The 12,462-nt window shown below is 59.8% G+C and carries 13 protein-coding genes; 11 read left to right on the top strand and 2 right to left on the bottom strand.

Annotation, left to right across the window (positions count from 1 at the left end):
• Window positions 1–156: 156 nt before the first annotated feature.
• From J8C05_RS08875 to J8C05_RS08845, 7 genes are all read left to right on the top strand, one after another.
• Window positions 157–1,110, top strand: a complete 954-nt coding sequence (locus J8C05_RS08875) for an ATP-grasp domain-containing protein (RefSeq protein ID WP_211421857.1) — start codon at window positions 157–159, stop codon at window positions 1,108–1,110.
• An 18-nt stretch (window positions 1,111–1,128) separates the two neighbouring features.
• Window positions 1,129–1,749, top strand: a complete 621-nt coding sequence (locus J8C05_RS08870) for a methyltransferase domain-containing protein (protein ID WP_459543823.1) — start codon at window positions 1,129–1,131, stop codon at window positions 1,747–1,749.
• Between the two features lie 67 nt (window positions 1,750–1,816).
• Entirely contained in the window at window positions 1,817–3,175 is a 1,359-nt protein-coding gene (locus tag J8C05_RS08865) for a hypothetical protein (RefSeq protein ID WP_211421855.1), read from the top strand.
• A 137-nt stretch (window positions 3,176–3,312) separates the two neighbouring features.
• Complete coding sequence (locus tag J8C05_RS08860; protein ID WP_211421854.1) at window positions 3,313–4,458, top strand: carboxylate-amine ligase; 1,146 nt, start codon at window positions 3,313–3,315, stop codon at window positions 4,456–4,458.
• 121 nt (window positions 4,459–4,579) lie between these two features.
• Window positions 4,580–5,866, top strand: coding sequence for a DHH family phosphoesterase (locus tag J8C05_RS08855; RefSeq protein WP_211421853.1), 1,287 nt, complete (start codon window positions 4,580–4,582; stop codon window positions 5,864–5,866).
• Window positions 5,867–5,888: 22 nt separating this feature from the next.
• On the top strand, window positions 5,889–7,763 hold the full coding sequence (locus J8C05_RS08850) for an extracellular solute-binding protein (protein WP_211421852.1): 1,875 nt from the start codon (window positions 5,889–5,891) through the stop codon (window positions 7,761–7,763).
• Between the two features lie 59 nt (window positions 7,764–7,822).
• Window positions 7,823–8,593, top strand: a complete 771-nt coding sequence (locus J8C05_RS08845; protein ID WP_211421851.1) for a hypothetical protein — start codon at window positions 7,823–7,825, stop codon at window positions 8,591–8,593.
• Window positions 8,594–8,822: 229 nt separating this feature from the next.
• On the opposite strand, the gene J8C05_RS08840 is transcribed toward J8C05_RS08845, so the two are convergent.
• Window positions 8,823–9,239, bottom strand: coding sequence for a putative toxin-antitoxin system toxin component, PIN family (locus J8C05_RS08840; RefSeq protein WP_211421850.1), 417 nt, complete (start codon window positions 9,237–9,239; stop codon window positions 8,823–8,825).
• Window positions 9,229–9,453, bottom strand: a complete 225-nt coding sequence (locus J8C05_RS08835; RefSeq protein ID WP_211421849.1) for a hypothetical protein — start codon at window positions 9,451–9,453, stop codon at window positions 9,229–9,231. The genes J8C05_RS08840 and J8C05_RS08835 overlap by 11 nt, the downstream gene beginning before the upstream one ends.
• 565 nt (window positions 9,454–10,018) lie before the next feature.
• On the opposite strand from J8C05_RS08835, the gene J8C05_RS08830 reads away from it, so the two are divergent.
• The 4 genes from J8C05_RS08830 (at window position 10,019) to J8C05_RS15480 (ending at window position 12,364) form a co-directional block, all read left to right on the top strand.
• Complete coding sequence (locus J8C05_RS08830; protein WP_211421848.1) at window positions 10,019–10,402, top strand: hypothetical protein; 384 nt, start codon at window positions 10,019–10,021, stop codon at window positions 10,400–10,402.
• A gap of 25 nt (window positions 10,403–10,427) precedes the next feature.
• Window positions 10,428–11,345, top strand: a complete 918-nt coding sequence (locus J8C05_RS08825; protein WP_211421847.1) for an MBL fold metallo-hydrolase — start codon at window positions 10,428–10,430, stop codon at window positions 11,343–11,345.
• Between the two features lie 176 nt (window positions 11,346–11,521).
• Window positions 11,522–11,932: a fluoride efflux transporter CrcB gene (gene crcB, locus J8C05_RS08820; protein ID WP_211421846.1), complete on the top strand. Its 411-nt coding sequence runs from the start codon at window positions 11,522–11,524 to the stop codon at window positions 11,930–11,932.
• A gap of 99 nt (window positions 11,933–12,031) precedes the next feature.
• A complete protein-coding gene (locus J8C05_RS15480; protein ID WP_246840688.1) occupies window positions 12,032–12,364 on the top strand; it encodes a YHS domain-containing protein in 333 nt (110 codons plus the stop codon).
• The last annotated feature ends 98 nt before the right edge of the window (window positions 12,365–12,462 follow it).

Genomic DNA, 12,462 nt, shown 5'->3' with positions numbered 1-12,462 from the left:
CTCTGGCAACTGCAAGCTGTAACCTTGCAGCGGAACGCTTGACAATGGCGTGGCTGCGTCGCACCGTTGCCATATCCAGTTCATCCCATTTCCCGGCAGACAGGCAGACCGCCGAAGTCTGCACGTCGTCCTGCCGTAAAGGATTCGTCAATCGTTATGAAAAAGGTCGGCGTTTTGGTCGGGCGTGAAAACACCTTTCCGCCAGCACTCATCGAGCGCATCAACATGCAGTCGCAGGACACGGGGGTGACGGCCGAGTATGTCACTATCGGCGGCATCCGTATGGATGCCGTGTGCCCCTATGCCGTCATCATTGACCGCATCTCCCATGAAATCCCGTTCTATCGGGCGTATCTGAAAAACGCCTATCTGTCAGGAACGGTCATTGTCAACAATCCCTTCTGGTGGTCGGCGGACGACAAGTTTTTCAACTACTCCATGGCGCTCCGGCTGGGCGTGGCCATTCCCCGGACGGCACTGCTGCCCCAGAAAGAGTACATGGAGCGCATCACTTCACAGTCGTTGCGCAACCTGCAATTTCCACTCGACTGGCAGGCGATTGTGGACTACGTGGGGCTGCCGGCGATTCTCAAACCGCACGATGGCGGCGGCTGGCGCGATGTCTATCGCATCAACTCGCTGGAGGAGCTGATTCAGGTCTATGACCGGACGGGACAGCTCTGCATGACGCTTCAGGAGTTTGTCAAATTCGACCGTTACGTACGGTGCTACTGCATTGCCAAGCAGCACGTGCTCATCATGCCGTACGATCCGGCGCGGCCCTATCCGACGCAGTACCTCGACATCCGCCCCGAAGACTATCTCGAACCGGACCTGCATGCCCGGATTGTCCGCGAGTGCCGCATGTTGTGCGAAGCCCTTGGCTACGACATCAACACCATCGAGTTTGCGATTCAGGATGGCATTCCCTATGCCATTGACTTCATGAATCCCGCACCGGACGCCGATTCGTTCTCGGTCGGCCCGGTGAACTTCGAGTGGATGGTTTCAACCGTCAGCCAGATGCTCATCCGGTTGGCGCAGGAAGGCCGTCCCCAGGAGCGGACGCACATCTTCCGGTGGCAGGAGATGATTGCCGAGCGGATGTAGCGGCCTATCATGCCGGGCATGGACGCGGACACAGTATCGTTCTGGGATGAGAAATACCGGGCCGACCTGACCGCCTGGGATCGCGGTGGCGTCAGCCCGGCCTTGGAGGACTGGCTGGACGAAGGGGCGCTGAAGCCCGGCCGGATTCTCATCCCCGGTTGTGGCTACGGTCATGAGGTGCTGGCGTTGGCCCGGCGCGGTTTTGAGGTCTGGGGACTGGATATTGCGCCGACTCCGGTGCAGCGGGTACGGGAGAAGCTGGCGCAGGCGGGACTGACGGCCCACGTGGTCGAGGGGGATGTCCGCACCTGGCAGCCGGAGCCGCCCTTCGATGCGGTGCCCTTCGATGCGGTGCCCTTCGATGCGGTGTATGAGCAGACCTGCCTGTGTGCGCTGTCGCCGGAGGACTGGCCCCGTTACGAGGCGCAACTGTGCCGCTGGCTGCGACCGGGCGGGCGGTTGTTTGCCCTGTGGATGCAGACCGACCGGCCCGGCGGGCCGCCCTACCACTGCGGGCTGGAAGCGATGCGCGTGCTGTTTGCGCTGGAGCGTTGGCGGTGGGTGGAGCCGCCCCAGCGCACAGTGCCCCATCCGACGGGATTTTTTGAGTATGCCGCCATCCTTGAGCGCCTGGAGTAAGGTGGCCGCGGCGGGCGGCCGGGCACTCGAAACGTTCTATCGTTGACACACCCTTTTTGGAGAAGCCATGGAAAGCACCCCGACGTTGAAAGCTGCGATTGCCCACTACGACGCTCTGCTTCAGGAAACACCCACCACGCTGACTGAAGCCCGTGATGTTCTGGCTGCCCGCAGCGCCGAAGAGAAGATGATTTTTGGCGGACGGCCGCTTTCGCCCTACCTGCGCCCCCACTTCATAACGGCCGAACAGTGGCGTTACCTGTGTGCCGAATGTGCGCGCATCTGGGAGTGTGTGGAGATTGTGGGGCGCACGGCGCTGACGGACCGCCGTATTTATGACGACCTGGGCATCACCGACGGCGAAGCCCGCCTGATTGAAATTGACCCCGGCTACACGGGGATTTCCATCACCTCCCGGCTCGATTCGTTTCTGACCGAAGAGGCGTTTTCCTTTGTCGAACTCAATGCCGAAAATCCGGCCGGAATTTCCTACTGCGAGGTCATGGCGCGCATCTTTATGGACCTACCGGTGATGCAGCGGTTTGTGGAGAAGTATCCGGTCATGCCGCTCTATGCGCGGCATCTGCTGCTGGAGACGCTCCTGACGGCATACCGGGAATGGAGCGGTGGAACGGACAAGCCCCGCATTGCCATCGTGGACTGGGAAGGACTGCCCACGCAGTGCGAGTTCGAGCAGTTTCAGGCCTACTTCCAAAGTGAAGGTTTCGAGTGCATCATTGCACCACCGGAAAAGCTGGATTACCACGGGGGCCGGCTCTGCTGTGGGGATTTCAGGATTGATCTGGTGTACCGGCGTGTGTTGACGAATGACATCCTGGAGCGCCCGGAGGAATGCAAGGCGCTGGTGAATGCCTACCGCGACCGCGCGGTGTGTGTGGTCAATGGCTTCCGCACGAAGTTCGTCCACAAGAAGATGTTTTTTGGCGTCCTGACCGATGAACGGTATGCGGAGCTGTTTACGCCGGAGCAGCAGGCGGCCATCCGGGCGCATATTCCGTGGACGCGCCGTCTGGCTGAAGGGAAGACGACCTACGCCGGCGAAACGGTGGACTTGCTGGAGTTCATCCGCGCCCATCAGACGCGGCTGGTCATCAAGCCCAATGACGAATACGGCGGCAAGGGGGTGGTCGTCGGCTGGGAAGCCACGCCGGCGGAATGGGAGACGGCAATTGCCGAAGGGCTGCACGGCGACTGCCTCGTACAGGAAAAAGTCCCCACCGCCCACGAGGTTTTTCCCCACTTCACGCCGGAAGGCGGGATTGACTTCATTGAGCAGCTTGTGGACCTCGACCCGTTACTGTTTCACGGCAAGGTGGGCGGCGCTTTTACCCGGCTGTCGAGCACGGCGCTGTGCAACGTCACCTCCGGCGGCGGCATGGTGCCGACGTTTGTTCTGAAGGATTGACGCTCAGGCCGGTGCCCGCCGCCGGTGTTGCCGGGCGGGAGTTGGTCCGGGTTGGTTTGTGGCAGGGTGTTTGGTGTGCTGGGAGTTTGGCCGGGAGTTTGGTTAGTCAGTCTGTATTGGCAACAAGAGGATCGCGTATGGCTCAGGAGTTCACACTTGGTATCGAAGAGGAGTTCCAAATCGTTGACCCCGACACCCGTGAGTTGCGTTCGCGGGTCGCCGAAATTCTGGACGAAGGCATGATGCTGCTCGGCGAGCAGCTCAAGCCGGAAATGCACCAGTCCATGGTCGAGGTGGGCACGGGGATTTGTCACAACATTCAGGAAGCGCGCGCGGATGTGGTCAGGCTGCGCCGCACGGTGGCGACGCTGGCCCACAAGAAAAACCTGCGGATCGTGGCGGCTTCGACCCATCCGTTTTCCCACTGGAAAGACCAGGAAATCACGCCCAATGAGCGGTATTTTCAGCTCATCGAGGAAATGCAGCAGTTGGCGCGGGCGCTGTCCATCTATGGGCTGCACGTTCATGTCGGGATTGAAAACCGCGACGACGCCATCCACATTATGAATGCGGCGCGTTACTTTCTGCCGCACATTCTGGCGCTGACCACGAGTTCGCCTTTCTGGATCGGACGCAACACCGGGCTGAAGTCCTATCGCTCCGAAGTCTTCAAGCAGTTTCCACGCACTGGCATTCCAGATTACTTCGGCTCGTCCAGCGAGTTCGATAACTACGTCAAGCTGCTCATCAAGACGGGTTGCATTGACAACGGCAAGAAAATCTGGTGGGACCTGCGTCCCCATCCCGTTTTCCCCACGCTCGAATTCCGGATTTGCGACCTGCCGGCCAAGGTGGATGAGGTCATTGCCATTGCGGCGCTCTTTCAGGCCGTGGTGGCCAAGCTCTACAAGTTGCTGCGCCAGAACATGGGCTTCCGGCTCTACCGCCGCATGCTCATCGAGGAAAACAAATGGCGCGCCGTACGCTACGGGCTGGATGGGAAGCTGCTGGATTTGGGCAAGCAGGCGGAAGTGCCGGTGCGGTCCCTCATTCTGGAGCTGCTTGAGTTCGTGGATGACGTGGTGGACGAGCTCGGAAGCCGGTCGGAGCTGGAATACGTCCACACGATTCTCAGGGAGGGAACGAGCGCCGACCGCCAACTGCGGATTTTTCAGGAAACCAACGGCGATCTGCATGCCGTTGTGGACAACCTCATCGCGGAGACCCTGCAGGGCGTCATGGAGCCTGGCGCGGTCTCCACGGCCTCGTCACAACCGGCATGAATGTCTGGCGTCCGCCGGGTTGGTGCGCCCAGGTGCCCCAGCCGGGCCGGATTGCGCTATACTTGAGCCGCGGGTCTGCAAAAAGAAATGACTCGGCAGGACTTGGAAAGGTTCATTGAATATGTCACGCGAGAAAAGTGCTGCGGCAGGACGCGAAAAAACGGCTGCGGCCGAGAAGGTGGAAGCGGAACCGGCTTCCCTGAGTCTCGTTCCGGCATCAGTGATGGAAGTTGAACTGCCCCGCCGCGAGGGGAAGGAATCTGTCAATGGCACGAGTGGGTATCATGAACGGCGTCCGGTGCTGGAGCTGATCGCCACGCTGGACGCCTGTCGCGGTGAGCGCCACATCGTCGCCATTCAGAACTTTCCCGACCCGGACGCCATTGCTTCGGCGCTTGCCCACCAGATGATTGCCGCCACCTTCGGGATTACGGTGGACATCGTCTATGACGGCTTTATCAGCCATCAGGAAAACCTGGCGCTCGTCCAGCTTTTGCAAATCGAACTGCTGCACTACGACCCGACGATTGACCTGAAGCAGTATCGCGCCAGCATTTTCATTGACAACCAGGGCACGACCACGACCCTCACCAGCAAGCTCCGCGAAGCCGGCGTCAAGCCCCTAGTGATTGTGGACCACCACGAGCGGCAGGGACTCATTGACGCCGTCTTCACCGACATCCGCAAGGTTGGCGCCACGGCGACGATCTATGCCGAATATCTGCGGGATGCCTTCCCGCTCGAAAAGAACAATCCCCAGCACGTACGGCTCGCCACGGCGTTGATGCATGCCATCCGCACGGAAACCAACGGGATGATTCGGGCGCGGGAAAGTGATTTTCAGGCGGCCGGCTACCTGTCGCAGTTCGTGGATGCGACCCTGCTGAGTGAAATTCTGAACGTCAAGCGGTCGAAGCGGGCGATTGACATCATCAACCTGGCGCTGGAGAAGCGGATCGTCCGCGACAACTACAGCATTGCCGGGGTGGGCTACGTCCGGTATGAGGACCGGGATGCCATCCCGCAGGCGGCTGATTTCCTGCTGACCGAGGAGAACATCCACACGGCCGTGGTCTATGGCATCATCACCAAGGAAGGCGAGCGCGAAGTCATCATCGGAAGCCTGCGCACCTCGAAAGTCACCCTCAACCCGGATCAGTTCCTGAAGTCGGCGCTCGGTCGTGACGCCAACGGGAACTACTACGGCGGCGGCAAGCACGAGGCCGGTGGCTTTGAGATTCCCATCGGTTTTCTGTCGGGGACATACGACGAAGACTTCATGCGCTCGAAGTGGAAAATCTACGACGCCATGGTGAAACGCAAGCTGCTGGAAAAGATTGGCGTCATCGAGAATCAGTCCACCACCGCCGTCATCCGTCAGCCGGTCCCGGAGCGGCCTGACGAGTAGCGTCCGAAGTCCCTGGCAAGCCATGTCTTTCCGGCCCCGGCGCGCGTTGTGGATGAATCGGCATCACGCACCACGCCCCGGCTGGGGAGCCACGGGCCTGAAAGGTGTGGCGGGGGCGGTCTATCTGTATCTTTATGTGCCGCTGCTGGTGCTTCTCTGTCTTTCCCTCACGGCGGCGCCGGCGGCGAACTTCGAGGCCGGCTTTGTCGGCGCGTGGTACGTGAAGGTACTGCGCAGCCCGGCCTTTCTGGCGGCCATCCAGACGAGTCTGCGCGTGGCGCTCTCTGCCACGTTGATTGCCCTGGTGTTGGGAACGGCAGCGGCTCTGGCGCTGGGCCGGCACCGGTTCCGGGGTCAGACCTGGATCGAGTGGCTCTTGTACCTGCCGGTTGTCGCCCCGGAAGTCGTGGTTGGCTTTGCTTCGGTGGCGCTGCTGGCGCAACTTGGGCGGCCGCTGGGCTTCTGGTCGGTGCTCATCGTCCACGTGGCCTTCTGTACGCCGTATGTCGTGTTCATCGTCCGGGCGCGGCTGGCTGGTTTTGACGAACGGTGGCGCGATGCGGCGCTCGACCTGGGGGCGACGCCGGCGGCGGTCTTCTGGCATGTGACGTTGCCCTGGTTGCTGCCGGCGCTGGTCGGCGGCGGCCTGCTGTGCTTTGCCCTGTCGCTCGATGACTGCATCGTGACGAGTTTCGTCGCTGGGGATGGCGTCACCACGCTGCCGGTGCTGCTCTACTCGAAAATGAAAACGGGGGTATCGCCGGAAATCAACGCCGCTGCCAGCCTGCTGCTCATCCTGACGGTGGGGGTGGTGGGGACGGCGCAGCTCGTGCAGCGGCTTCAGCGCCTGCCACGGTGGGGCCGCGTCAGCCTGGGCACGACCTGCCTGGGACTGCTCGTCGTGGCCGTCGGTCCGACGCCGCACGGGGCGGCCGCCACGACCCTGCATATCTACATCTGGTCGAACTACACCTCGGAAAAGCTGCTCCGCGACTTTGAGACGCGGTATCGCTGCCGGGTCGCGGTTGAAACCTACGACTCGAACGAGGCTTTGCTGGCCAAGCTTCAGACCGGGGTGGCCCGCTACGATCTCATCGTTCCGAGCGATTACATGGCGGGCGTGCTCATCCGGCAGGGCTTGCTGCGTCCGATTGACCGGTCCCGGTTGACGAACTGGCACCACCTCGATCCGGCTTTCCTGCATGCGCCCTACGATCCCGACAACCGCTACACCGTGCCTTACACCTTTGTCGTCACCGGCATTGGCTACCGGCGCGACAAAGTGCCAGAGCCAGTGGAGCATTGGGACGCACTATGGGATGCCCGCTACCGGGGGCGTATTGCCATGCTGGATGATCAGCGGGAGTGCTTTGCGGCGGCCCTGCGCCGGCGCGGCGCTTCGCCCAACAGCCAGGATGAGCAGGAAATTGCGCGCGCGGCTAGTGACTTGGCAGCGCAGAAGCCGCTGGTCAAAACCTACGACAGCGCGACGTTTGAGCAGCTTTTGCTCAATGGCGAAGCCTGGCTGGTCCACGGGTTCAACGGTCAGATTGCCAAAGCTGCGCGCCAGAATCCCAACATTGCCTTTGTTGTGCCGCAGGAAGGCGGGACGCGGGCCGTGGACTGCCTGGCCATTCCGGTCAATGCGGCCCACCCGGAGCTGGCAGAACAGTTCATTGACTACGTCCTCGAACCACAGGCCTCGGCTGAAATCGTGCAGGTCACAGGTTACGGAACACCCAACCGCGCCGTCCGGGACTTCCTTCCGCCGGATTGGGCCAACAACCCCTATGTGTTTCCGCCGGAGACGTGGCTGCGGCGCTGTGCCGTCATTGAAGATGTCGGTGCAATTTTACCGCGATACGATTACTATTGGACGGTCATCAAGTCCAAGTAGTCACCAATCCCCTCGAGCCCGGTGCCAAATCTCAAAAGGCTGCTGCTTGCGCGACGTTTATGGGAGTTCCTGAGTCTTTTCATCCAGACCAAGACGCCATCGCTGGTGAACTGCTGCTCTCGCTCATCAACGACATGGAGCTGCTGTTGGCGTTTGAGCAGAGTCAGCGGGTGGCCCATTTCCAGCCCGAACTTGGAGAAAAACTCACGCGCTTTCTGGTCGGCGAGTACCGCCAGCGTCTTGAACGGCTGGCGCGGCTGGTAGAGGACAAAGACTTTCTGCGCCTTCTGCTGCTGGAGCTGGGGGCCATGGAGCGCCCTGATCTTCAGGATTACCTGCGCAGCGTCTTTGGCTACCGGCATGAGTTGCAGGAGCAGCTTCAGATTCGTGGCGTGACGGAATCGGACGCCATCCTCAAGGAGTATGTCTCCGGCAAGTACCGGCGCATCACCCAGGAGTTGCCGCCGGTCAACTTTGACCAGAACGCCTATGCGGCGCCCGAAATCGCGGCTGAGGCCGACATTTACCGCCGCCGGACGCGGCAGTTGGCCGAATTGCTCAAGCAGCAGCAGCAGGCTATGCAGACGATGGCAGAAACGGCCGCAGCCATGCTGAGTCTGTTTGTGAACTACCTCAACGACCGGGTCAACCAGCTTCCGCCGGAGGACAAAGCCGCCCGGCACACGGCGCTTCAGATTGCTTTCGGGGAACTGGAAGCCCCAACCCTGCAGATGGCGCGGAAACTCAAGGCCATTGAGCAGTCATCAGGCAAGCCATGTGGCTATGCCGAGGTCATGGAACTCATTTCAAAACTGTTTGCCCGTTCCTGAGCTGCCATGTCCTCTCTCATTCCCCTCTGCCGCCTCACGGACAACAGCCACCATACCAACTGAGTCCACTTGACAAATCTGCTGACATCGTGGGCAAGAGCGCCCTTTTTATACTCCAAGTTTATACTCCAGGTGGTGTTGGGGTTTCTGGGGACAGTCGCTTATTACGGAGGCATCCTTTTCGCGCTGCCGCAGGCAGCATCGGCTCCAGGGCTGGTTAGCCAGTGCTTTAGAGCGGGAATTCCACAAATTGCCGAGGTGTCACAATCGCTGTCCCGCGAAACGGGTGCAAAACGAGCAGGTCTTTGTCACCACTTACCATACAGGCTGCCTTGCCATTTACAGCCAGTTCAAGGAACTTTTCGTCTTTGGGGTCACGACACGCCACCACACGCTCTACGATTTCCACCAAAATGCCATCCCTGACAAAAGCACTCAGGAATTCCATCCGTTCTTCCCCAGTTATGTACCTTTCAAACCCTTTGCGCTGTAAGACATCATTCAATTCTCCAACGGTCACATGTGAAACAAGCAATTTGCCGGTTTGTGTTGCCCTGTCAAAAGCTTGACGAGCGATGGACTGTCTCATCAGGAGCGCGCTGATAACAACATTGGTATCAAAGACAAAGCGTGGTTCATTCGCCATTGAGCAGGGATTCCAGAACCTCGGAAGTCAAACCGCGCTCCTGTGCCTTTTGGCTGATTTCATCAATGACAACCTGAAGGGGACGCGGTGATACGATGAGGTCGCGCAGCCACAGGGTAAGTAATAACTGAAGCTTTCTTTGCATGTCAGCAGAAGTCTGATGGTAAAGTCTCGCTGTATCTGCATCCAAAGGAATGGTAATCACTGTGTTCATCTTTCCACCTCCAGGTTGGACATTATCACACTTGAGACTACACTGCGCTGGCTGACGGTGCGCGCATCAGCCGCCGCCGTTCCTGACAAGGACTGTCCCCCATAACACAAAACGCACAGACAACATGACACACACGGACCCTTTTTCTCATGGTAGTTACTGTTCCTGACCATTTTTATGAAGTACCACAAAGCGTTCCCAAGCTGATTTTCTTCGGCGGTCGTAGGTTGGTGGGGATTGCCGTCATCGCTTCTTCACCCTGTGTTTTCGCTGGTGCGGCGTATTGGCCGGGGCAATGCCTGCATTTTGGGCGGCCTTCCTGCTCATCGCCCTTGTGCATACGGGGTCTTTGGCGTCGGCATATTTGTGTTTGGCGGGGGATATTCGCCCTGTTTGGAGGAAGGGATTCTGGACGGGCCTAACAATTTGGTGACTTCCGCTTCAGCATCACTTCAGATGGCACATTTCGCTTGGAGCGCAGCACCCTGTTGGGCATCATGTCGCGCGTGTTTCGGGAGACGGTTGCGTTGCTTTCAAAACCGTTTGCCCATACCTGAGAGGTTGTATGTCAGATCGCCCGCCTCTGCCAACTTATGGGGCCCCGCCGCCCTATGGCCACGTGCCACCTCCCGGAGGGGGAGGGCCGAACCTGCGCTTCCTCATCCAGCTTGTGCTTGGCTTTCTGGGAACGCTGGCTTACGGCACAGTCATCTTCTTTCTCGTGCTGTTCACGGCCCTGAGTTATGTGCCGCAAATCATCACCGAACTCATTTTTTTTGGCGGGGCGGGCTTGGGCGTGGCCATTATCCTCTTCGTAACCTTGTATTTTCGCTGGTGGGGCGTGTTGGCCGGGGCTGCGCTGGCGTTTCTGGTGCCTGTCCTGCTCGTCGGCGCTTGTGCTGCCTTTGTCGTTGGCATCAGTATATTTAGTGCGGCTGGGGGCTATTGACCACGCTTGGAGGAAGGGATCCCGGATGGGCCTGACAATCGGTGACTTTCGCTTCGACATCATTTCGGACGGCACATTCCGCCTGGATGGTGGTGCCATGTTTGGCGTCGTGCCGCGTGTGCTCTGGGAAAAGGTCATGCCGCCCGATGACCGGCACCGGATTGTGCTGGGGCTGAATACGCTGCTGGTACGGACGCCCCACGATACCATTCTGGTGGATACCGGTATTGGCTCGAACTGGCAGGCCAAGCACATCGAAATGTACGGGATTGCCCACGAAACAACCGTTCCGGACTCGCTGGCGGCGTTGGGCCTTGCGCCGCAGGACATCACCCTGGTGATCAACACGCACCTGCATTTTGACCACGCTGGAGGCAATGCCTACCGCGCACCGGATGGGCAGCTTTGTCCCACCTTCCCCCGCGCGCGGTACGTCGTGCAGCGTGCCGAATATGAGCATGCGCGCAACCCGCACGAACGCGACCGGGCCAGTTACCGTCCAGAGGACTGGGAGCCGATTGCCGCTGCCGGGAAGTTCATTTTCATCGAGGGCGAAGCCGAGGTGTCACCGGGCGTGTGGGTGGTTCCGGTGCGCGGCCACAACGACTTCCTGCAATGTGTCCGGGTCGTCGCGCCGGGTGGGCAGACGGTGTTTTTCTGGGCGGACATCCTGCCCACCACGGCCCACATTCCCTTTGCTTGGGTGATGGGCTACGACCTCTACCCGGTTGAGTTGCTGGAAAACAAGAAGCGTCTTATTCCCCAGGCAGCCGCTGAAGGGTGGATCAACGTGTTTGAGCATGACCACTACTGCCCCTGGGGGTACATTGTCGCTACGGGAGACGGGAAGTACGCTGCCCGTCCACTGTGTCCGTCAGCCGTGGAAACAGACGCCGGCGAACCGGTTGACGCCGGGGCGGAGATGTCCCTTTCCGGCTGCTGAAGGTTATCTGAATCCCTGGCGCGTCTGGCGAACCGGGAACGGTGCTGAACTGCACCTGGTATCCCACCGTACGGCGGCCGTATTGTTTTTCCTGATACTCTGGCTGTCCCCGGCGAGCGCTTCGCGCCGTTGCGGGGGTTGCCTTGTGTCTGAAATCGCCTGCAAGGTTTTGTGTGATGGCTTCTCTCAAAAGCTATGCCGTCGTTGCCCTTGGGGGAGCAGGGGGCGCGGTGCTCCGGTATGTCATCAGCATTTCCGCTTTGGGAACGTGGTCGCTCCGTTTTCCCGTTCCGACCTTTTTCATCAATGTCATGGGGTCTTTTCTCTTTGGGCTGGTCATGGCCTTGCTGAAAGACGCCCTTGGTATGCCCGTGTGGCTGCGGCTGACGCTTACCACAGGCTTTCTGGGGGCCTTTACGACCTTCTCGACCTTTGAATACGAAACCGTAACGGTGTGGCGCGAGCACGGTGCGCTCTGGTCGGTTGGATATGTTGTCGCCAGTGTCCTGTGTGGGGCGATTGGGTTGCTTTTGGGGGAAGTTACCGGCCACGGACTGGTTTCCGGGTGGGCCATGTTGCGTGGTTAGGCATACAGAAAGTTTTTCTTTGGAAAGCTTCAATCTGCGCTACACAAACCGTTGGCTGCCGGTTGTGCCAAACCCAAATCAGGAGAGTTTTCTGAAGTTATGTTTCGCCGTTTTCTGACATCCAGCCTGCTCGCTGGTGCGATGCTGATGCTGCCCGGAGCAACCTTTGCCGCCCTGCCCCAGACCGGAGCACAAACTGGAGCACAGGCCGAACCGCCACCGCTGGCGGCGACCGCTCCCTCCGGCAAACCTATCTGTCCGATCATGCTGGATGAAGTTGAAGACCCTGCGGACGCGGCTTACAGCGACTATCAGGGGAAGCGGTATTACTTCTGCTGCCCGGCCTGCAAACCGAAGTTCGACAAGAACCCGCGCCGGTACATCCGCGCTCTGGAAGCCAAACAGCGCCGGATGGCTAAAGCCAAATCCTGACAGTCACGGGGTGCCACTGGTCGGGTGTCCTTGCCGGCAGTCCAAGTGTCGGAGAACCACCTATCAGGCAAGGCTTGCCCGACCGATATATTCGCGTC

Source organism: Chloracidobacterium sp. N, assembly GCF_018304765.1.
Taxonomy (GTDB): Bacteria; Acidobacteriota; Blastocatellia; order Chloracidobacteriales; family Chloracidobacteriaceae; genus Chloracidobacterium; species Chloracidobacterium aggregatum.
Note: the sequence above shows the minus strand (reverse complement) of the source record. Positions and strands in the feature narration are given on the sequence as shown.